Raw genomic sequence first — 20,076 nt, forward strand, 5'->3', positions numbered from 1 at the left:
AACACTTGCAAAACGCTTAAATGTATGCTATTATTATAGGGCTGATTTTGTGCTTTTAGGCATTTATCTGCATCATTATTAAATAAATTATTATTTATATATTATTTTGGAGGTTTAAAAAATGACTGTTTGGCAGTGGGTTTTAGGAATAATTGATATTGTACTTTGTGTGGCGCTTGTTGTTGTTGTTTTGTTCCAGCATGGTAAGTCTGCAGGTCTTTCCGGTACAATTTCGGGAAGTGCAGAAACTTTCTTTGGTAAAAACAAAGGCAGAAGAATAGATGCTGTTCTTTCAAAATTAACAGGTATTTTGGCATTCCTTTTCGTTGCTGTAAGCGTTATTCTCGCCGGAGTTTCAATGCTTTCTTAGTCAACGCTCGGTTATAAGCCGAAAAAGATTTATAATTCCTTTAATATTTAAAAAGATTTCTGTCGGATACTTTTTTGTGTCCGACAGATTTTTTTGTGTATCACTTTTCTGTGAATTGTTTAAAAAAACATTGATTGCTGAATCTCCCATATATCCTGCTATATCTTTTGTCTGCACATCTACTGCAACCAAAGCAAAGCTCAGTACCATAAGCATAAAGCTTATTGTTAAAGAAAGAAGATACGCTTTTATTTTTCCTTTCATTTTTCACATCTCTCTTTTATCTCTTCAGAAAGTGCTTTGCCTATCAGCACAGCGCTTCTTTTTGTTTCCTCTAAAGTGTTTCCGCAGGATCCTATCTCAAGTAACAAATATCCTTTGGAAAGATGCATATTGTATCTGCTGTCCCTCAGCATAATAGGTCTTGTCAGTCCTGAACAGCTTTTATCAAGCCTGCCTTGAAGAGATACCGCAAGACGCAAATTATTTTTCCAGTTATCGTTGGGAAGCGAAGCTGTTCCCGTACCTATAACAATCATAACCTGTGCCATTGTAATACCGTCCTTTTCTATAATGGGGCGGTATTTTGTTTTATTCTGAGCTATTAAAGAATCCCTGTGGACATCAAGAACAACTTTAATAGTGGGATTTTTCTTTAAAATTTCCTCTGCTGTTTTAAGCGAACGGCCGTATGCCCCCGAATAGCTTTCGCTGTCGTGTAAAACGGTGGAATGAATAACTCCTATGCCGTTTTTCTCAAGCTCCTGCGCCAATACAGCACCCACCGCAACTACATTTTCCGAAGTATCTTCACTGCGAAAGCTTGCAGCTGCATCATATTTTTCAGCTCCGCTTAAATTAAAGCTTTCTGTTGCGTGAGTATGCAAAATCAAAACCTGCGGACCTTGCTCAGAAGCCTTCAGACCCAAATCCAGCTTTCTTTCAAAAATAGCCTTAATATCAGGCTTTTTAGTGCTGTTATCCTTTATTAAAACATCGTTATATATTAAATAGCCATCACTTGAGGAAGGCTTAAGGGTAACAACAGATACGGGCAGTTCTGTCTTTTGGTCGTCATATTTTTTAAAATACGGCTGTGAAAAGCTTTGCTGTGCATAAGTAAAGCTTTCTGCTTCTTCATAAAACCTAAGCAGTGAAAAAGCAGACTCTGCTAAAACCTTCGGCAAAGGAGCTTTTGATATATTCCCCGTCAGCCACGCTCCCGGCAAATTGCAGTAAAATCCGTTTAATACAATATTTTTTAATGTTTGTATTTTCATTCCCGAAATGAGTACAACAACAGGTAAAATTAACGTAAGTGCATAAAATAAAACTTTTTTCAAATTATATCTCTTCCTTTATTTTAAATAATATATAATATGAAAAAATTTTATTCTTATGCCAACAAGCTTTCCATTTCTTCAATTGAAATATCGCTGTTTACAGCCTTATTTATACTAAAGCCTACTATTTTCGAGATTTCCGTAATAATAAAATCTATATCCTTAGGTGTTACAAAAACGTTTTCATCGTAAGGTGTAAGTGCTTCTCTTATCGCCTCGTTTTCTTTTTCATCGGGTTCTTTTCCGCTGAGCCTCGACATAACATCTGCCGTCAGAGTTGCGGCATCTACAACTGTGGGCACTCCTACCGAAATAACGGGTACGCCTAAGCTCTCTTTTGATATTTTTGCTCTTTGATTGTCCACTCCGCCGCCGGGAACTATTCCGCTGTCGCTAAGCTGTACTGTTGTAGCAAGCCTTGACATTCTCCCCGAGCATAGAGCATCAATAACAATAACTGCCGCAGGATTTATTTTATTTACTATTCCCTTTACTATTTCCGCGGTTTCCACTCCTGTCTGTCCTAAAACTCCGGGCGAAATTGCGGCTACGCTTCTTAATTTCCTTTGTTCATAATATTCCTTTGCATAAGCTTTAAGATGTCTTGTAACAATAATATTCTCTATTGCTTCGGGACCTAAGGAATCGGGAGTAACCTTACTGTTTCCCAAGCCTGCTATAAGCACGGTGTCATCTTTTTTCAGCTCTATAAGCTTCGAAAGCTCACTTGCAATAAGCTCAATAAGCTTTACAAATCTTTCACCGTCGCTGAAAACATCATCAAATTCTATTGTTATATAATTACCAACAGGCTTATTTAAAAGCTCTGCTCCCTCTTCATTTACTATTCTGACTCTGTTTATTTTAAAACCGTCAAATTCCTCGCAATCGTTCTCAACACCCTTGAGAGTCCCTTGTCTTTGAACTCTTTCCTGTTCTTCTAATGCAAGGTCGGTACGTGAAACCACATTTTTTTTGCCCATTTTAAAGCCCTTTCTTTATATAGGTAGTTTTTTGTTTAGTTTTCACTATTTTACAAGCAATTATTCATATAATAGTGATAAATTTATAGTAGATTTTATTATTTTAAAGTGCTAAAATATTCCCAATTAAAAACTTTTATGACAGGGAAGGATAAAAATGGACAAATTTAAAAAATGGTTATCTAAGTTTTTTATTGACGGATTATCAGGTATGGCGTTAGGTCTTTTTTCGACGCTTATCGTAGGCACAATAATCCAGCAGATAGGAACTCTTATAGGCGGAAATATAGGTGACATTATTTTCACCTTAGGTAAGGTTGCCGCTTCTGTTACAGGTGCAGGAATAGGTATAGGCGTTGCTTATAAGTTTAAAGAGAGCGCTCTTGTTGTTTTCTCCTCTGCCACTGCAGGTATGATAGGCGCTTTTGCATCAAAAATAATTGCAGGTACTATTGTTGAAGGCTCCGTTGTTGCTTTTGCAGGTCCCGGTGAACCCTTGGGCGCATTTATTGCGGCATATGTTGCTATTGAAATAGGTCATTTAGTATCGGGTAAAACAAAGGTTGATATTCTTATTACCCCTCTTGTTACAATAGCGGCAGGCTCTGTGGTAGGCCTTTTGTTAGGACCTCCTATTTCAGCTCTTATGAATGGTTTAGGCTCAATTATAAACTGGGCTACTGTTCAACAGCCCTTTGTTATGGGTATTGTTATTTCAGTTTTGATGGGTATTTTCCTTACTCTTCCCATAAGCTCTGCGGCAATCGGCGTTGCTCTCGGTCTTTCGGGTATTGCGGCAGGTGCGGCTACTGTTGGCTGTTGCTGTAATATGGTAGGCTTTGCAGTTGCAAGCTTCCGTGAAAATAAAACCTCAGGTCTTCTTGCTCAGGGAATAGGTACCTCAATGCTTCAAATGCCAAACATTGTTAAAAAGCCTATTATTTGGGTGCCTGCAATTGTTGCCAGTGCAATTTTAGGTCCTGTCAGCACTATGCTTTTCAATATGACAAGCAACAGCGTCGGTTCAGGAATGGGCTCTGCAGGCTTTGTAGGTCAGATTATGAGCTTCCAGACAATGATTGCTACAGAAAATATCTGGATAGTTCTTATTAAAATTGTTGTAATTCAGTTTATTCTGCCCGCTGCTATCTCTCTTTTAGTAAGTGAATTTATGAGAAAAATGAACTGGATTAAATTCGGCGATATGAAGCTTGATATGCAATAAAATTATTTACAAAAATTACTTATAATAAAAAATTAACCTTTGCAAAAAATACTATTGCAACGAAAAAATCGTAGCAACAGTTTAACGCAAAGGAGTGTAAACAATTATGTCTAACAAATCATTAGTTCCTCAGGCTAAAGAAGCCCTTGACAGATTTAAGATGGAAGCTGCAAATGAAGTAGGCGTTACCTTGAAGCAAGGCTACAACGGCGACCTTACAGCAAGACAGGCTGGTTCTATCGGCGGTCAGATGGTTAAGAAGATGATTGAATCCGTTGAAAACGGAATGAAATAATAAGATAACAAAAATCGCAGTTTCGATTTCGGAACTGCGATTTTTCACGTTGCCGAACTATAAGTGTACAAACTATTGTTTTTTGAAATAAATCCAATTGACTTTTTTGAATAGCAATAATATAATTAATAAAAAGAAAATATGTATATTCAAGCGGTAAACAAAGGAGATAAAATGGAAAAGTTAAGAACAACAATTATAGGCTGCGGCAATATATTTACAATGCATTCAACCTCTGTTGCAAATTTGAAAAACGTTGAGCTTGTAGGTGTGTGCGACATCAAAAAGGACAGAGCCGATGCCGCCGCAAAAAAATATAATACTAAAGCCTTTTACGATTACAAAGAGATGCTCGATACCTTAAAGCCCGATATAGTGCACGTATGCGTACCTCATTATCTGCATCCCATCATCTCCCGTTATGCCCTTGAAAAAGGAATAAACGTTTTATGCGAAAAGCCCATGTGCATAAAATATGAGGACGGCATAAAAAACATTGAAATTGCCGAAAAGAATAATATCCTTTACGGAATTATCTTCCAATGCCGATACAATGATGCTTCCGTGCTTGTTAAAAAAGCTTTGGAAAGCGGAAAATTGGGAAAGGTTATTTCCGCAAGATGCGTTTTAACCTGGTGCAAGCCTGACAGCTACTATTCTCTTTCCGACTGGAAGGGCACCTGGGATAAAGAGGGTGGCGGCGTTATCATTGACCAGGCAATCCACTCCCTCGACTTAGCAAACTGGTTTATAAACGATGAGCCTGTTACGGTGCAGGCAAGCCTCTATAACAGAAACCACGAAATAATGGAGGTTGACGACTGTGCCGAAGGCTTTATAAAATATAAAAACGGCGCAACCTTAAGCTTCTGGGCGATGAACAACTATGGCTGTGATGAGGATATAGAAATCCGTCTTTGCTGTGAAAACGGAAAGGCTACCCTTTCCTATGACGATGCAACAATAACATATAATGACGGAACTGTCGAAAAAACAACTCAGGATATGACAGATGCCCTTGAATACGAAAACGGAAAAGATTACTGGGGCTTCCAGCACTATAAGCAGATAAAGCAATTCTATGAAAGTGTAAGAGGCAACGAAAGGCTTGAAATAAGCGCAAAAGAGGCTTTGAAAATTCAAAAGCTTGTATGCGCAATTTATGATAACGGCAGTTTTACAAAGAAAAGCGATAATAAAATATAAGGAGCTTTATTATGATTTTTGAAAAAAATGACAAAATAGTTTTTGCAGGCGACTCGGTTACCGATATGGGAAGCGTTTGCCCCTGCGGTGAAAGACTGGGAAAAGGTTTAGGAGAAGGCTATCCAAATATAATTGACTCTCTTCTGGCAAGCTGTTATCCCGAGCTCAATATAAGAGTTATCAATTCGGGAATAAGCGGCAACACAAGCCGAGACCTTCTTGCACGTTTTGATACTACTGTGCTTAATCACAAGCCCGATTGGATAAGCATCTGCATAGGAATAAATGACGTATGGCGTCAGTTTGACTCTCCTTGTATTCTTGATTTTCATATCAGCCCTGAGGAATACGCTGAAAATTTAGAAAAAATGATAGTTTCATCAAAAGCAGAGTGTAAGGGCGTTATAGTTTGTACTCCCTATTACATAGAAAATCTCAGAGAAGATAAAATGCGTGCCCGTATGGACGAATACTCTGCAATTTGCAAAAAGCTTGCAGAAAAATATGGCTGTATTTTTGTAGATTTTCAGACAATGTATGAAAACTACTGTCAGATATGCCACTCTTCAAGTGTAGCTTGGGACAGAGTGCATCCCAATCAGATAGGTTCAACTCTTATGGCAAAGGAAATTCTGAAGCATTGCGGCTTTGATTTCAATCACAATTGAGGCTGCTTTTATGACTAACCAAATTGACATTCTTATATTTGCAGGTCAAAGCAATATGCAAGGACAAACGGAGTGCTGTCCTACGCCAAACGAAGCAGGAAACGCACTTGCAAAATTATAAACTAAAGAGCTGTTTTTTACAGCTCCTTTCTTTTATTAAAAATAGTGAAAATTTTTAAAATGAACTATATTCAAAGAAAGTATGCAAACAAAAAACAGCACCTGATTCCATAAATGGACTCGGGTGCTGTTAATTTTCGATTTCTAATATATCGTCTATGCCGCAGTTAAGAGCTAAACATATTCTTTCCAAAACATAACTATCATATCTCTTCACCTTGTTTTTATAATGATTGTAGTTTGTCGAAACGCTGAAAAGCGTTTCAATAAGCCGATTTTATCGGCTTTGTGAAATCAAATTCTATAAAATTTAATTTCACAAGACAATCATTGCAATGGTTATTGTCAAATTTTCTTTGAAAATTTGCTTCCAAATCATTGATTTGGTGTCGAAACAGTATTTCGTATTACTGTTTCGACTAACTATAACCATTATAATAGTTATCAATAATTTGATACTGTATTCCCGTGCGTTTTGAAAGCTCATAGCGACTAATATTAAAGTTTGCAAGTGCTTTATCCAAACAAATTCTAATCACAAAATCACCTCACATATATATTTTAACCAATATATATGCACTTGACAATTTTCTTATATAAATATATACTTATATAAAGATATAGGTAAAAAATAATAGAGCGGTAATAAAATGATGTTTGTTGGAATAACCCGTCGTATTGACGAGCTTGGTCGCATTACAATTCCTTCGGAGATACGCAAAACTTATCAGCTGGGAAAGAATGATGAAGTAGAAATCTTAGGGACCGAGGATGGTATTCTGTTACGTGTCCCCAATATACAAATAACAAAATTAAATGAAGAAAAAGACTAAAGGAGAAGGCTCAAAACGAGCGCTTCTCCTTTTTATTGTGAATTTTCTATTGGTTTTCCGTGTTGTTTTTTCTTTTTTGATTTTTTTCTTTAGGCTTTTCAACCTTTAAAAGTCTGTAAGGGTGAGCCTCGGTGCAATCCCCGTAATCCTGAAACTCAAAATCTCTGTCAAATTCCGTTTCATAATTTCTGTTTATTCTTTTCATTGTAAAGCCTCCCTTTTAAACCTATTCTATGTTGTTGCAAAAAAAATATACAGTTAAATACAAAAATTTGCTTCTTAAATTAGCTAATCGAATTGAAACAACGCTATTTGCTTGTTCAACTAACGATATCCTTTTCGTATACTTGAAGTAAAGAAATAATGCTATACGCTTAGGAGTGACGAAATGGACAAGAAAGCATTGGGCAGTAAATTGAGAGAAGCCCGTAAGTCTAAGGGGTATACACAGGAAGTGCTTGCAGAAAAGGCAGATATCGGTGTTATGTACCTTGGAGAAATAGAACGTGGTATTAAGATGCCGAGTATGAATATCTTTATTAAGCTAATCGAAGCTTTGGATATTTCAGCAGACTACGTGTTAAGAGATGAGCTTTCCTCGGGTAAAGAGTATGTGTTTGACGAGATTACAAATAAACTGGCAGGCTTAACTCCGCAACAGAGAAAGACCGCTGCGGATATTTTAGATGCATACCTACGCAATTTATAGAAGATGCCGTTGAAAAGATGCCGACAACGGCATCTTTTTTTATCTTTTTCAAGAAATTTTTATTTAACAACACAATTCGACAAAATTTTCATTATACAAGTGATAACATTGGCGTAAAGCATATAAAATATGCTATTAGCTAATATGAAAGAGGTAATAAAATGATGTTTGTTGGAATATTCCGTCGCATTGACGAGCTTGGCCGCATTACAATTCCTTCAGAAATACGCAAAACTTATCAGTTGGAAAAGAATGATGAGGTTGAAATTATAGGAACTGAAGAGGGTATCCTATTACGCGTTCCCAATATACAAATAACAAAATTGAATAAAGAAAATTTTTAATTCAAATAATGCATAGATGTATCGAAATTTCACAAGGCTTTTACTTATCTTTTTCATTGTAAAGGTTATATACCCGTAGCAATTTTTAAAAAAGCTATTGATTGTTTTAAAAATAGGAGTATACTTATTATATAATGTCGAAAAGAGGTGGCGTGTGCTTGTATACATTTTCTGTATTCAAGCTATTAAAATGAGCTTAAGTGAATTTTTCGGTTTCGGCGGATATTCCCGTGAGGCAGAGGGCTATATGTCCCCGGAGCATCTTATATCTGTTACCGTGCTTGTTGCAATAATGATTTTATGCGCCATAATTTTTGGACTGAAATATAAAAATAAAGAAATAAAGCAGAAAAACAAGGTTCTTATAGTGTCTGCTTTTCTCATTGATGCCTTTGAGATATTTAAAATAGTTATCCTTTCCGTAAGACACGAGGACGCTTTCTATTTTGTTCGTGTTCTTCCCTTATTTTTGTGCAGTATTCAGCTTATAACTATTCCGTTGGCGGCATTTTCAAAGGGCAGAATAAAGGAAGCTTCTCTTGATTTTGTAACCGTGTTCGGAGTTTTGGGAGCAATACTCGGTACATATTGTGCAGGAAATAACTACTCTGCATACCCTGTATTTTCTTTTGACAATCTCATTTCGGGAATTACTCACTGCATTTCCGGCTTTGCCGCCCTGTATATTATTATTTCGGGTATGGTAAGTATGCAAAAGAGAAATATCGTCATTACAAGCGGCATTTTAGGCGCCTTTTGCGTTGCCGCCTATATTGCCAATATTTTTGTAGACTGTAATTATATGTTCCTCTCCCGCGGCGACGGCACCCCTTACGATATCGTCTTTAATTTGGTTAAGGGTAATCAGATACTCTATCCGCTGTGCGTAGTGCTTTTGTTTGTAATATATATCATAGCTTTCTATTATATATTCTATGCACTCACCAAAAAGCCAAAGGCTAAAGAAACAAAAGAAGCTCAACCCAAAAAAACTGAGCGTGAATATTCAAATGTATAAATACTTTGCGGTGGTGTTTCGCCACCGCTTTTTTATTGTGGAAAATTTTTTCAAAAAAACTCTTGACAGCAGTATTTTTTTATGTTATTGTCTTAGTGTACTATCTGTAGTAGTACACCTGTTGCAACGGGAAGGAGATATTTAATGATTAAAATAGATAAGCAGAGCCGTGTTCCTATTTACGAACAGCTTATAGAGCAAGTAGAACAGCTTGTTCTCAGCTCAATATTGGAAGCTGATATGCTTATACCGTCAGTGCGTTCTTTGTCTCTTGAGCTGTCGGTCAATCCCAACACAATACAAAAAGCGTACAACGAACTTGAGCTTCGGGGAATAACCTACAGTGTCCCAGGTGTTGGGCGTTTTGTATCGAAGAATGCCATTGAAATTCTGAAAAAAGATAAGCTTCAAAGCTTTGAAAAGCTCAGAGCGACGGTTGAGGATTTAAAGCTATCGGGAGTAGCCTTGGAAACGGTTATAGATAAGATAAAAGAATATTACGGAGGTAATGACAATGATTAAAGCTGTTGATGTAACCAAAAAATTTGATAGCTTTGTAGCTCTTGATAATCTCAGCTGTGAAATCCCTGAGGGCTGTATTTACGGTCTTGTGGGCAGTAACGGCGCAGGAAAAAGTACATTTTTAAGACTTATAACAGGCATTTATAAGGCTGAAAACGGATACATTGAAATAGACGGACAAAAGGTTTTTGAAAATCCTCTTGCCAAAAGCAGCTTTGTTTTTGTGCCTGATGAGCTTTATTTTTTGCCGCAGGCAAATATGAAAAGAATGGCAAGGCTTTATTCTAATATTTATGACAGCTTTTCCTATGAGCGTTTTAATAGCTTAACAAACAGCTTCGGACTCAATCCCAAAACACCCATAGGCTCATTTTCAAAGGGTATGAAAAGACAAGCGGCAACTATTTTAGCTCTTTCCTGTATGCCTAAGTATCTTTTCTTTGACGAAACCTTTGACGGTCTTGACCCCGTAATGAGAAACCTTGTAAAAAATGTTATTTATTCAGATGTCTGTGAAAGAAAAACAACTGCAGTTATAACAAGCCACAGCTTACGTGAATTAGAGGACACCTGCGACCAGTTAGCTCTTTTGCATAAGGGCGGCATAGTTTTCGAAAGTGATGTTCAAAACCTTAAAACTACACTCTTCAAGGTACAGGTTGCCTATGAATTTGAATATGATAAGAGCTTTTTTGACGGCATAGAAATTCTTGACTTTTCCAAAAAAGGAAAGGTATCAAGCTTCATCGTAAGAGGAGACAGACAAGAAACTCTTGACAGACTTACAAAGGACAAGCCTTTACTTGTTGACGTTTTACCTCTTTCCTTAGAGGAAGTATTTGTCTACGAAATGGAAGCTTTAGGCTATGCTTTCAAGGATATTTTGATGTGAGGTGATTAAAATGAGAAAAACGTTTTTTGATTATAAGCTTTTTAGAGATGCCTTTAATCAGCTTAAGCTCCCCGGCATACTCTTTACTGTTCTTGCAACGGCAATTTCAATTCTTCCGCCCTTTGTTTCAATAATGAATTATCTGGACAGCGCTGAAAACGTAAGCGCTCATACAATTGATTTTGCAGAGCTTTCGCCCTATCTTGTTTTCTTTATGTTTCTTGCGCCCTTTGTGCTGTCAAGTAATATATTCGGATTTCTCAATAAAAGAAAGGCAAGCGATTTTTATCATTCTATCCCTAACACAAGAAGCAGTATATTTATAAGCTTTTCAAGTGCCGTACTTAGCTGGCTGTTAATAATGATTGTTTGCGCTGTATGCGCTTCGGCATTGTTTTATACAATTTCTCCCGCTGATACCCTTTCGACATTTTTCATTTTCGGAAATATTCTTTTCTTTTTTGTCGGCTCACTGCTTGTTTTCTCTGCTACTGTTTTAGCTATGAGTATAACAGGCACGCTTCTTTCAAATTTCATCCTAACAGGGCTTGTTATGTTTTTTCCCCGCTTTATAATAATGCTCTTTTCCTTTGTGGTAAACCGTCTGACCTTAATTACAACCTCTTCGGATTTAAGCTTTTTTACAAATTCAAAGGTAAATATTCCCTTTAACACTATTTACGGCTTTTTGTTTGTAGATGCTGACAGTATAATTTTCTTTGAGCTTCCCTCTTTGATATATACCTTTGTTGTTGCTGTAATATATCTTGCTATTGCCTGTCTTCTTTTCAACAAAAGAAAATCGGAAACGGCGCAAAAAAGCGCACCAAACAAAACCTTACAGCATATCTACCGCTGTCTTTTGACAATTCCGCTTTCCTTGGCTATCCCTGTTACTTTTCTCCTTGAAAAGAATATAGACTCTTCAACCTTTATTTCCGCTTGTATAATAGCTCTTGGATGTCTTATAATTTATTTTTCCTATGAGCTTATATGCACAAAAAGCTTTAAGGCTTTGCTTGCCGCTGCTCCGGTGTTGCTTGCAATAGTTATGTTTGATGTAATCTTTGCTTTTTCTGCCTTGCTGACACAGCAGAACGTTTTGTCTTTTCAGCCAACTGCACAGGAAATAAAGGGCGTTTATCTTTTCAACGAGGACAAAAACCAACTGATTAAAAAGCCCTCATATAATCAGATGCTTTTACAAGGCCTTAAAATTGAAGACGAGCAGTTAAATGAAATAGTTTCCAAAAGCTTGAAAAACACAGTACAGGCAGTGGAAAACGACAATTTACAAGACCTATATATTGACTGTATTTCAAGAAAAGTTACTGTTCAAACTAAAAATAATAAAAAAGAAAGACGTCTGATATTCTTCACAGCCGAGGACAGCAAAAGGCTGACAGACATAATAAGTGCGCAAGAAAAATATCAAAAAGCTGTTTCCTCGCTTCCCACTATAAATTCCGAAACCAATATATCCTTTGGCGGCGAGACTCTTACAAAAGAGCAGAAAAACAAGCTTTGGGAGCTTTACTCTAAAGAGTTTAACGCCTTAGATACCTCTATGCAGGCTCTCCACAATTACAGCAATACCTTCTCCTCTCCGGAAAATCTCATTATCTTGAATTACGGCTTAGGTGTCAACGGCTACTATAATATGAAAAGCTATTATTCGGAATTTAGGATATCAAATAAAACTCCCGAAACGCTGCTCTATGCAACAAATATTATAAACTCTCAGAACGGCGATGATTTTGACGCTTGTATAAATAACTTTTTCAATAAGGAAAACCGTTGGGCACAGCTTTATATAGAGCATCTGTCAGCTCGGCAAAATAATACCTTTTCAGTGATAGATGTTTCTCTTTATGAAGGCAAAGTCGAAAAAAATGATTTTTCTATGGAACAGGCACAGAAAATTGTTGACATTTTCAGCAGGGCAAAGGAAAATCCCATAGACGCTGAAAACCTATATTATATAAATTCAAATATAAGATATGTAAACCCCCAAGCCGAAGAAAAAGAAACTCTGTATGCAGGCTATTTCATAACCCTTAATCAACAGCAACAACAAGAAATAGACGATATTATAGCAGAGTACAGAGAGGATAACGGCATTACAGAAAAATAATCTTAAAGATAAATGAGCTGTAAAAACGAAGTTTTTTACAGCTCATTTTGTCATATACCATACATTTTTGTTAAAGGGTCTTGAAACAGGGGTATTTCGGGGGTTGCCCAGGTAAATATTACAAAAGTCAAGGCTATCAGGCATAATATAAAAAATGCAAAAGACGAATATTTGCAAAACTCTTCTTTTTTCAAAAAATATGCTTCTGTCAAATATGCAATAGCCGCTGCTATAAAAAATATAGCTATGTTAAACCAGTCTACCGTTTTACCCAGTATACCCTTATAGGTATAAAAAATTATCGGTATTGATATAAGGCCTGCCGCAATTCCCGCTAATTTTGCGCACCAGAAATTCGGGTAATTATCCTTGATTAAAAATCTTTGAATTAAAGCGAAAACAAACATAGGAACAAATAATATTTTCATATGCTCCCAGGTTGACTCATTAACTGCTGAAAAGAAAGCAGTAAAAGCACTTTCTCCGCTCCAATCATATACAAAATGAAGCAGTGTTCCCGCTATACCTGTAAATATAAAGCCTGCAAGCTGACGGTATAACAGCTTTTTATCCATACATATACACCTCTTTCAGTGGAGTATATGCAATTTTTAAAGGTTATATACACATTTAAAAAGCTGACTTGAAAAATTTTCAAGTCAGCTTAAATAATCTATTCAACTATTATTTTAATAAAGCTCTTCTTTCCTCTTTTTAAAAGCTTTTCATTTACCTGTTCAGCTGTGAATGCTTCGTTTACATTTGTTATTTTAACGTCGTCTAAAGAAACGCCGCCCTGTTCAACATTTCTGCGAGCCTCACTCTTGGAGGGTGCAAGACCTGTTTTTATTAAAAGGTCAAGAATTCCTATTTTGCCGTCTGTAAAATCTTCGCCTTTTATTATCGCAGAGGGCACGTCAGCCGCAGCGCCGCCTGAGAAAAGCGCTCTTGCCGCATCTCTTGCTTTGTTTGCTTCCTCTTCACCGTGTACAAGCTTTGTAACCTCATATGCAAGGATTTCTTTAGCCTTGTTTATCTCGCTGTCCTTCCATTTAGCCATTTCGTCAATTTCTTCAACGGGGATAAAGGTCAAAAGCTTAAGACATCTTATAACATCTAAGTCGCCTACATTTCTCCAATACTGGAAGAATTCATAAGGAGATGTTTTTTCAGGATCAAGCCATACTGCGCCGCCCTGAGTTTTTCCCATTTTAACGCCTTCGGAGGTTGTAAGAAGGGTAAAGGTCATTCCGTAAGCTTCTTCTCCCTTAACTCTGCGTATAAGGTCTATACCGCCTAAGATGTTGGACCATTGGTCGTCGCCGCCCAATTCAAGCTTACAGCCGTAATCCTCATTAAGCTTAAGGAAATCGTAGCTCTGCATAAGCATATAGTTAAACTCGATAAAGGAAAGGCCTCTTTCAAGACGGGATTTGAAGCACTCAGCCGACAACATTCTGTTAACGGAGAAATGTACTCCGATATCTCTTAAAAAGTTTACGTAATTAAGATTTAAAAGCCAGTCTGCATTGTTTACTGCAATAGCTTTTCCGTCGGAAAAATCAACTATTCCTGACATCTGCTTCTGGAAACGGCTTGCATTGTGCTGTATCTGCTCGGGAGTGAGCATTTTTCTCATATCTGTTCTGCCCGAAGGGTCTCCTACCATAGCAGTTCCGCCGCCTATAATTGCAATAGGTCTATGACCTGCTCTTTGCATATGAGCCATAACCATTATCTGCAAAAAGTGGCCTACATGAAGGCTGTCTGCCGTGGGGTCAAAGCCTATATAAAAGGTTACCTTTTCTTTTTCTAAAAGCTCTCTTATCTCCTTTTCGTGAGTTGTCTGAGCTATCATACCTCTTCTTTGAAGTTCGTCAAATACGTTCATTTTTATACTCCTTATTTTTATTGTTTTATCATTTCTTTTGCGGCGGCAATTGCTGCATCGGACACATTTATTCCTCCGATTATTCTTGCAAGCTCATTTACTCTGCCGTTATAATCAAGCTGTTGAAGAGTCGTCATCGTTTTAATTTTATCCTGTTTCTTTTCAATTAAATAATGCTTGTCAGCAAGGGCGGCAATCTGTGCAAGATGGGTTACACAAAAAACCTGTCTTCCCTTTGCTACCTCTTTTAGCTTAATACCTATTTTTTCTGCGGTTTTTCCCGATACACCCGTATCAATTTCATCAAAAATCAAGGTGTCGGCTCCGTCTGCCTTATTAAGTACGTTCTTCAGGGCAAGCATAATTCTTGAAAGCTCTCCCCCCGAAGCTATTTTTGCTATCGGCTTAGGCTCCTCGCCTGTATTTGCCGAAATTAGAAATTCAACAACATCTACGCCGTTTTGCAGATATTTTTCCGCTTCCTGTATCCTTGTATCAAAGGTTACCTTGGGCATATCCAAAGCAGAAAGCTCGTTTTGAATTAATACCTTTAATTTTTCTGCACCGATTTTTCTTGATTTTGTTATTTCTTCCGCAGCTTTTTTCAGTTCTGCTTTTTTTAAAGCAAGCTCTTTTTTAAGCTTATCTATATGTTCTTCGCTGCTTTCAAGATTTCCTAATTCTTCACTTGCCTGTGAGGATAGCTTTATCAAGCCGCTGTCATCTGTATTATATTTACGGCAAAGCCCGTTTATTAGAGCTATTCTTTCCTCGACTGCCTCAAGCCTTTGAGGAGAAAAGCCCGTATCCTCAAGATATACGGAAAGCTCGGAGGCTATATCCTTTATTTCTGCCGCTGCAGAGCTTAGTCTTTGCTTAAGCTCGGCAATCTGAGAGCTGTAATGAGCTCCGTCCTCCAATAACCCTTCGCACTGAGAAAGCATCAAAGAAGCGTTTTCCTCGTTTTCGTATAAAAGCGCATAGGAATTTGCCGCCGAAGCCACAATTTTCTCGCTGTTTTCAAGGCTTATTCTTTCTGCACGCAGGTTTTCAAGCTCTCCCTCGGATATATCGGCAAGCTTAAGCTCTTCAAGGCATTTTTTCAGCTCTGCTATACGAATATTTTTCTGCTGTTCATTGAGCTGTAAAGCCGCTATTTTATTTCTTAAGGATTTAGCTTCATCAAAAATTATTTTATATTCCTTAATAAGATTTTCATTTTTACAAAAGCTGTCTAAAAACTCAATATGAGCCTCAGGTCTTAAAAGCTCGTAGTTATCGTGCTGTCCGTGAATTACAAGAAGCCTCTCTCCCACTGCTTTCAAGGCTGAAAGATTTATTGGCCTTCCGTTAATTTTAGAGGTGCTTTTTCCGTCAGTAAACAGCTCTCTGCCTATAAGCAGATTTCCGTCCTGCTCAGGCTCTATTCCTAATTGGCGGAGCATCTCGTTTACGCTTTCGGGAACATTTGTAAACACAGCGCCCACATATGCGCTTTTCTCTCCCGACCTTATAAGGTCTCTTGAGGCTCTTTGTCCCAACACCATTTGAATAGAGTCAATCAAAATGGACTTTCCCGCGCCTGTCTGTCCTGTCAGAACAAGAAAGCCGCCGTCAAAGCTTGCGTCTATTTTTTCAATTATTGCAATATTTTCTATATGCAACGATGACAGCATATATCTGTCTCCTTTATTATAACATTATTGCTATGTCGTGCGCCAATGCAGCAGCCTTGTCCTCGCTTCTAACTGCAATAAAAATAGTATCATCTCCTGCAAGAGTTCCCACTATACTTTCGTGGGCTGTTGCGTCCAATGCCGAGCATACAGCGCCTGCCATTCCTGTATGGCATTTTACTATTACAAGATTAAGTGCAAAATCGACAGAAACTGCGCCTTCTCTTATAATATTGAAATATTTTTCGTTATCCAATGAAACAGAGTTTCCCGTGCCTGCGGGCGCATATTTATATTTGCCGGAGCTGTCAAGAATTTTTACAAGTCTTAAATCCTTTATATCTCTTGAAACCGTTGCCTGAGTTACAACAAATCCGCTGTCATTCAACAGCTTTGCCAGCTCTTCCTGTCTTGAAACACAGTTCTGAGTAATAAGCTGTAAAATTTTACTCTGCCTTTGTCTTTTCATTTTTTGCTCCGCCCCTTTCTATATGCCCAATTTGGAGTTTAACGTAGCATAAAAATTTATATCATTTTTTAAGCTTATAAGCTTAAGCACTTTTTTAGATTTGATAAATTCTACCCTGTCTCCGTGGCAAAGCTCAAAGCCTTGAAGACCGTCAACAGTCAGATAAATTTCTTTAAGTCTTTGCTCCGGTATTTCTATATTAAGTACAGAATTTGGATTAAAAATAATAGGTCTTGCAGTAACACAGTGAGCACATATAGGAGTAACTCCTATGGCATTTACCGACGGGTCTATAACAGCACCGCCTGCCGAAAAGGAATATGCCGTAGAGCCTGTGGGTGTACACACTATAATTCCGTCTGCGTGGTAATCGCTGACCTTTTTAGAGTCACAGTAAACACATACATCTACAAGTCTTGAAAGAGAGCCTTTTCCTATAACACCGTCATTAAGCGCTGTAAATTCAGCAATTTTTTCATTCTTTCTTATAACGCTTATATCTAAAAGCATTCTTTCCTGTACTGTATAATTTTTCTCAAACAGGTCTTTTAACAAATGTATTTCATTTAATTCAAGCTGAGTTAAAAAACCTACTCTCCCCAAATTTATTCCCACTACGGGAATATCATATTGCGCCAGTATCGCCGCCCTGTGCAAAAGAGTGCCGTCGCCGCCTACTGAAATTGCGAATTCGCACTTTTCAATGGCTTTATCATCACAAAAAACATTGTTTTCTTTGGCAGTATCACTGTCAGTGAAAATTTCACAGCTGAATTTTAACAGCTCATTACATATATTTTTTGCCGCTTCAATACAGCTTTTTTTATCTCGATTTACAATAAGATATATTTTCACGCACTCTTTCCCACCCTTCTTTTAAAGCTCATTATGTGCTCTTTTTACTAAATCGTCAATATCAAACTCTCCCTCTTGTCCTGTTTTGGAAATATACATTAAAAATTCAATATTTCCCTGAGGACCTTTAATGGGAGAATAATCCAAGCCAAGTATAGTGTAGCCTATTTCACGGGTAAAATCAAGAGTATTTTCTATAACTTCCTTATGTACCTTTTCATCCCTTACTACTCCCTTTTTACCTACCTTTTCGCGTCCTGCTTCAAACTGAGGCTTTATAAGACAAACCGCTTCGCCCTTTTCATCTGAAAGCTTATAAAGCACGGGTAATACAAGCTTAAGAGATATAAAAGAAACATCCACACTTCCGAAATTAAGCTTGTCGGGAACTTCGTTTTCCGTTACGTAACGGATATTGGTACGCTCCATATTTACAACCTTTTCATCAGTGCGAAGCTTCCAGGCAAGCTGACCGTAGCCCACATCTACCGCATATACTTTTTTTGCTCCGTGCTGAAGCATACAGTCGGTAAAGCCTCCGGTTGAAGCTCCTATGTCCATACAAATTTTATCTTCAAGCTCTATCCCGAAGCTTTCCATAGCCTTCTGAAGCTTTAAGCCGCCTCTTGATACAAAGGGAAGCGCATTTCCTCTTACCTCAACAGTATCGTCGGGACCTACCGTATCTCCAGCCTTATCGGCACGCTGATTATTTACAAAAACCTCGCCTGCCATAATCATAGCCTTTGCCCTGTCTCTGCCGCCGGCATAGCCGTTTTGAGTCAGATATATGTCAAGCCTTATTTTCTCGCTCATTTATAACACTCCAAACATATTCAAAAACAGAGTCGCTGTCAAGTCCGCACTCTTTCAAAAGCTCCTCTACTTTACCGTGAAATACTATATCCTCTGCACATTTTATATGGCAGGGAAAACGGCTGGCAAAGCTCTCTGCTATTCCGCCATTCCTTACACCCTCTTCAAAAAAGAAGATATGCTCATAATTAAGCTTATCGGGAAGCTCTAACGGCTTTATTTTATTGAGCTTGAGTATATCGCACTCTATTCCCTTTTCATTGAGTAAGCGCTGTGCTGTCTTTATATTAAAATACAGTCTGCCGTAAGTTACAAGCAAAATTTTACCGCCGTTGTTTTCGTAATTGTAGGGCTTAAATTCTTCAAAATCAGTCTGTCCCCACTCTTTGCCTTTTGGATATCTTACCACAACAGGCGCATCTATATCATACAATGCCGTTTTCAGCATTATTTCAAGCTCTTTAAAGCTTGCAGGCGCAAGCACGTTAAAGGAGGGAAGAGTATTTAAAAACGCCGCATCGTATATACCCTGATGCGTTTTGCCGTCCTCCCCTGTTATACCTGCTCTGTCAACACCTATAACGATATGCTGATTTTCAAGGGCAACATCGTGCAAAAGCTGGTCGTAGGCTCTTTGCAAAAAGCTGCTGTAAAGCGCAACCACAGGCTTTTTACCCCCTGCACTCAGTCCTGCGGCAAAGGTTATTGCGTGCTGCTCTGCTATTCCCACGTCAAAAAATCTCTTGGGGAAATTTGCAGAAAATCCTGAAAGCCCCGTTCCGTCAGCCATAGCAGCCGAAACAGCGCATATATCTTCATCATTTTCAGCAAGCAGGGATAAGGTTTTTCCGAAAATATATGAAAAATCTTTTTTCTCTTTGTTTTCACAGCCGTATTCAGCATCAAAGCAGGAAACGCCGTGATATCCCGACGGATTTTTTTCTGCAGGCTCATAGCCCTTTCCCTTTATTGTTTTAACGTGCACAAAGGCAGGCAAATTTAAAGTTTTTGCTCTTTCCAAAACTCTTATAAGCACAGGTAAATTATGCCCATCTACAGGGCCTAAATAATTAAAGCCCATATCTTCAAAAACAGTATTGTTATAAATAAGCTCTTTAAGAGCTTTTTTAGACCTTATTATTGAACGGATAAAACGTCTGCCCAGTTTACTTCCCTTAAGAAAATTAAAGACCTTATCCTTAAGTGAAAAATAAGCAGGCTTATTTCTCAAATTCGACAGATATCTTGCCATAGCTCCTACGTTTTGGGATATTGACATTTCATTGTCATTAAGAATAACTACCATTTTGCTTTTGCTTCTGCCGGAATTGTTAAGCCCTTCATATGCAAGGCCGCCCGAAAGAGCACCATCGCCTATAACGGCAATAGCTTTGTTTTTATTTGCCGAAAGCTTTTTTGCAGTCTGAATTCCCAATGCCGCAGAAACGGAGGTACTGCTGTGTCCTCCTATAAAGGCATCGTAAGAGCTTTCAAGAGGAGAGGGAAAGCCCGACAGTCCGCCCTTTGAGCGCAGACTCCAAAACTTATCCTTTCTGCCTGTGAGAATTTTATATACATAGCTTTGATGTCCCACATCCCATACTATTTTATCTTCGGGCACATCAAAAACCTTGAGAATGGCAACGGTCAGCTCAACAACACCTAAATTTGAAGCAAGGTGTCCGCCTGTTTTAGAAATATTATCAA

24 protein-coding genes are annotated in these 20,076 nt (G+C 38.0%); 13 read left to right on the forward strand and 11 right to left on the reverse strand.

The features are described from left to right. The first annotated feature begins 121 nt into the window (after positions 1-121). Positions 122-370: a preprotein translocase subunit SecG gene (gene secG, locus E7480_02910; protein MBE6903537.1), complete on the forward strand. Its 249-nt coding sequence runs from the start codon at positions 122-124 to the stop codon at positions 368-370. On the opposite strand, the gene E7480_02915 is transcribed toward secG, so the two are convergent. The 3 genes from E7480_02915 to E7480_02925 are packed head-to-tail and all read right to left on the reverse strand — an operon-like array spanning position 371 to position 2,696. After that, positions 371-634, reverse strand: a complete 264-nt coding sequence (locus E7480_02915) for a hypothetical protein (protein MBE6903538.1) — start codon at positions 632-634, stop codon at positions 371-373. It lies immediately after the preceding gene. Next, on the reverse strand, positions 631-1,713 hold the full coding sequence (locus tag E7480_02920) for a hypothetical protein (protein MBE6903539.1): 1,083 nt from the start codon (positions 1,711-1,713) through the stop codon (positions 631-633). The genes E7480_02915 and E7480_02920 overlap by 4 nt, the downstream gene beginning before the upstream one ends. Positions 1,714-1,766: 53 nt before the next feature. Next, positions 1,767-2,696 (reverse strand): GPR endopeptidase, encoded by a 930-nt coding sequence (locus tag E7480_02925; protein ID MBE6903540.1) that lies wholly within the window; start codon positions 2,694-2,696, stop codon positions 1,767-1,769. 157 nt (positions 2,697-2,853) lie between these two features. On the opposite strand from E7480_02925, the gene E7480_02930 reads away from it, so the two are divergent. The 5 genes from E7480_02930 to E7480_02950 all read left to right on the forward strand — a co-directional run bounded on the left by E7480_02930 (position 2,854) and on the right by E7480_02950 (position 6,211). After that, the gene (locus E7480_02930) at positions 2,854-3,921 is read left to right on the forward strand and encodes a PTS sugar transporter subunit IIC (protein MBE6903541.1); all 1,068 of its coding nucleotides are present in this window, start codon (positions 2,854-2,856) and stop codon (positions 3,919-3,921) included. 106 nt (positions 3,922-4,027) lie between these two features. Beyond that, positions 4,028-4,216 carry an alpha/beta-type small acid-soluble spore protein gene (locus E7480_02935; GenBank protein MBE6903542.1) on the forward strand — a complete coding sequence of 63 codons (189 nt, stop codon included), beginning with the start codon at positions 4,028-4,030 and terminating at the stop codon, positions 4,214-4,216. Between the two features lie 174 nt (positions 4,217-4,390). Continuing rightward, positions 4,391-5,422 carry a Gfo/Idh/MocA family oxidoreductase gene (locus E7480_02940; protein MBE6903543.1) on the forward strand — a complete coding sequence of 344 codons (1,032 nt, stop codon included), beginning with the start codon at positions 4,391-4,393 and terminating at the stop codon, positions 5,420-5,422. An 11-nt stretch (positions 5,423-5,433) separates the two neighbouring features. Further along, a complete protein-coding gene (locus E7480_02945) occupies positions 5,434-6,090 on the forward strand; it encodes a GDSL family lipase (GenBank protein ID MBE6903544.1) in 657 nt (218 codons plus the stop codon). A 10-nt stretch (positions 6,091-6,100) separates the two neighbouring features. Next, entirely contained in the window at positions 6,101-6,211 is a 111-nt protein-coding gene (locus tag E7480_02950) for a sialate O-acetylesterase (GenBank protein ID MBE6903545.1), read from the forward strand. Between the two features lie 129 nt (positions 6,212-6,340). On the opposite strand, the gene E7480_02955 is transcribed toward E7480_02950, so the two are convergent. Then, entirely contained in the window at positions 6,341-6,478 is a 138-nt protein-coding gene (locus tag E7480_02955) for a helix-turn-helix transcriptional regulator (protein ID MBE6903546.1), read from the reverse strand. A gap of 382 nt (positions 6,479-6,860) precedes the next feature. Here E7480_02955 and E7480_02960 point away from each other — a divergent pair, with 382 nt between their 5' ends. The 7 genes from E7480_02960 to E7480_02990 all read left to right on the forward strand — a co-directional run bounded on the left by E7480_02960 (position 6,861) and on the right by E7480_02990 (position 12,662). Continuing rightward, positions 6,861-7,043, forward strand: coding sequence for an AbrB/MazE/SpoVT family DNA-binding domain-containing protein (locus E7480_02960; protein MBE6903547.1), 183 nt, complete (start codon positions 6,861-6,863; stop codon positions 7,041-7,043). 388 nt (positions 7,044-7,431) lie between these two features. Continuing rightward, positions 7,432-7,752, forward strand: coding sequence for a helix-turn-helix transcriptional regulator (locus E7480_02965; GenBank protein MBE6903548.1), 321 nt, complete (start codon positions 7,432-7,434; stop codon positions 7,750-7,752). A 161-nt stretch (positions 7,753-7,913) separates the two neighbouring features. Further along, complete coding sequence (locus E7480_02970) at positions 7,914-8,096, forward strand: AbrB/MazE/SpoVT family DNA-binding domain-containing protein (GenBank protein MBE6903549.1); 183 nt, start codon at positions 7,914-7,916, stop codon at positions 8,094-8,096. 154 nt (positions 8,097-8,250) lie between these two features. Continuing rightward, positions 8,251-9,114, forward strand: a complete 864-nt coding sequence (locus E7480_02975) for a hypothetical protein (protein ID MBE6903550.1) — start codon at positions 8,251-8,253, stop codon at positions 9,112-9,114. Between the two features lie 144 nt (positions 9,115-9,258). Further along, complete coding sequence (locus E7480_02980) at positions 9,259-9,636, forward strand: GntR family transcriptional regulator (GenBank protein MBE6903551.1); 378 nt, start codon at positions 9,259-9,261, stop codon at positions 9,634-9,636. Beyond that, complete coding sequence (locus E7480_02985; GenBank protein ID MBE6903552.1) at positions 9,629-10,528, forward strand: ABC transporter ATP-binding protein; 900 nt, start codon at positions 9,629-9,631, stop codon at positions 10,526-10,528. Before E7480_02980 ends, E7480_02985 begins: the two co-directional genes overlap by 8 nt. A gap of 10 nt (positions 10,529-10,538) precedes the next feature. Continuing rightward, a complete protein-coding gene (locus E7480_02990; GenBank protein MBE6903553.1) occupies positions 10,539-12,662 on the forward strand; it encodes an ABC transporter permease in 2,124 nt (707 codons plus the stop codon). Between the two features lie 50 nt (positions 12,663-12,712). Here E7480_02990 and E7480_02995 read toward each other — a convergent pair whose 3' ends face one another. The 7 genes from E7480_02995 to dxs form a co-directional block, all read right to left on the reverse strand. Beyond that, a complete protein-coding gene (locus E7480_02995) occupies positions 12,713-13,237 on the reverse strand; it encodes a hypothetical protein (GenBank protein MBE6903554.1) in 525 nt (174 codons plus the stop codon). A 98-nt stretch (positions 13,238-13,335) separates the two neighbouring features. Continuing rightward, positions 13,336-14,553, reverse strand: a complete 1,218-nt coding sequence (locus E7480_03000) for a tyrosine--tRNA ligase (protein MBE6903555.1) — start codon at positions 14,551-14,553, stop codon at positions 13,336-13,338. A 17-nt stretch (positions 14,554-14,570) separates the two neighbouring features. Continuing rightward, positions 14,571-16,229, reverse strand: coding sequence for a DNA repair protein RecN (recN, locus tag E7480_03005; GenBank protein MBE6903556.1), 1,659 nt, complete (start codon positions 16,227-16,229; stop codon positions 14,571-14,573). Between the two features lie 16 nt (positions 16,230-16,245). Continuing rightward, positions 16,246-16,698 carry an arginine repressor gene (locus E7480_03010; GenBank protein ID MBE6903557.1) on the reverse strand — a complete coding sequence of 151 codons (453 nt, stop codon included), beginning with the start codon at positions 16,696-16,698 and terminating at the stop codon, positions 16,246-16,248. Between the two features lie 18 nt (positions 16,699-16,716). Then, positions 16,717-17,553 carry an NAD(+)/NADH kinase gene (locus E7480_03015; GenBank protein ID MBE6903558.1) on the reverse strand — a complete coding sequence of 279 codons (837 nt, stop codon included), beginning with the start codon at positions 17,551-17,553 and terminating at the stop codon, positions 16,717-16,719. 21 nt (positions 17,554-17,574) lie between these two features. Then, positions 17,575-18,369: a TlyA family RNA methyltransferase gene (locus E7480_03020; GenBank protein MBE6903559.1), complete on the reverse strand. Its 795-nt coding sequence runs from the start codon at positions 18,367-18,369 to the stop codon at positions 17,575-17,577. Beyond that, a partial coding sequence (gene dxs / locus E7480_03025) for a 1-deoxy-D-xylulose-5-phosphate synthase (GenBank protein MBE6903560.1) occupies positions 18,347-20,076 on the reverse strand: 1,730 nt, incomplete at its 5' end. The genes dxs and E7480_03020, both read right to left, overlap by 23 nt.

The sequence above is a fragment of the Oscillospiraceae bacterium genome (assembly GCA_015067255.1).
Taxonomy (GTDB): domain Bacteria; phylum Bacillota; class Clostridia; order Oscillospirales; family SIG519; genus SIG519.

What these genes read in the sequence shown, in the direction of transcription:
- secG (MBE6903537.1), top strand. Translation starts at nt 122, where the DNA reads ATGACTGTTTGGCAGTGGGTTTTAGGAATAATTGATATTGTACTTTGT.
- E7480_02915 (MBE6903538.1), bottom strand. Translation starts at nt 634, where the DNA reads ATGAAAGGAAAAATAAAAGCGTATCTTCTTTCTTTAACAATAAGCTTT.
- E7480_02925 (MBE6903540.1), bottom strand. Translation starts at nt 2,696, where the DNA reads ATGGGCAAAAAAAATGTGGTTTCACGTACCGACCTTGCATTAGAAGAA.
- E7480_02930 (MBE6903541.1), top strand. Translation starts at nt 2,854, where the DNA reads ATGGACAAATTTAAAAAATGGTTATCTAAGTTTTTTATTGACGGATTA.
- E7480_02935 (MBE6903542.1), top strand. Translation starts at nt 4,028, where the DNA reads ATGTCTAACAAATCATTAGTTCCTCAGGCTAAAGAAGCCCTTGACAGA.
- E7480_02940 (MBE6903543.1), top strand. Translation starts at nt 4,391, where the DNA reads ATGGAAAAGTTAAGAACAACAATTATAGGCTGCGGCAATATATTTACA.
- E7480_02945 (MBE6903544.1), top strand. Translation starts at nt 5,434, where the DNA reads ATGATTTTTGAAAAAAATGACAAAATAGTTTTTGCAGGCGACTCGGTT.
- E7480_02950 (MBE6903545.1), top strand. Translation starts at nt 6,101, where the DNA reads ATGACTAACCAAATTGACATTCTTATATTTGCAGGTCAAAGCAATATG.
- E7480_02960 (MBE6903547.1), top strand. Translation starts at nt 6,861, where the DNA reads ATGATGTTTGTTGGAATAACCCGTCGTATTGACGAGCTTGGTCGCATT.
- E7480_02965 (MBE6903548.1), top strand. Translation starts at nt 7,432, where the DNA reads ATGGACAAGAAAGCATTGGGCAGTAAATTGAGAGAAGCCCGTAAGTCT.
- E7480_02970 (MBE6903549.1), top strand. Translation starts at nt 7,914, where the DNA reads ATGATGTTTGTTGGAATATTCCGTCGCATTGACGAGCTTGGCCGCATT.
- E7480_02980 (MBE6903551.1), top strand. Translation starts at nt 9,259, where the DNA reads ATGATTAAAATAGATAAGCAGAGCCGTGTTCCTATTTACGAACAGCTT.
- E7480_02985 (MBE6903552.1), top strand. Translation starts at nt 9,629, where the DNA reads ATGATTAAAGCTGTTGATGTAACCAAAAAATTTGATAGCTTTGTAGCT.
- E7480_02990 (MBE6903553.1), top strand. Translation starts at nt 10,539, where the DNA reads ATGAGAAAAACGTTTTTTGATTATAAGCTTTTTAGAGATGCCTTTAAT.
- E7480_02995 (MBE6903554.1), bottom strand. Translation starts at nt 13,237, where the DNA reads ATGGATAAAAAGCTGTTATACCGTCAGCTTGCAGGCTTTATATTTACA.
- E7480_03000 (MBE6903555.1), bottom strand. Translation starts at nt 14,553, where the DNA reads ATGAACGTATTTGACGAACTTCAAAGAAGAGGTATGATAGCTCAGACA.
- recN (MBE6903556.1), bottom strand. Translation starts at nt 16,229, where the DNA reads ATGCTGTCATCGTTGCATATAGAAAATATTGCAATAATTGAAAAAATA.
- E7480_03010 (MBE6903557.1), bottom strand. Translation starts at nt 16,698, where the DNA reads ATGAAAAGACAAAGGCAGAGTAAAATTTTACAGCTTATTACTCAGAAC.
- E7480_03020 (MBE6903559.1), bottom strand. Translation starts at nt 18,369, where the DNA reads ATGAGCGAGAAAATAAGGCTTGACATATATCTGACTCAAAACGGCTAT.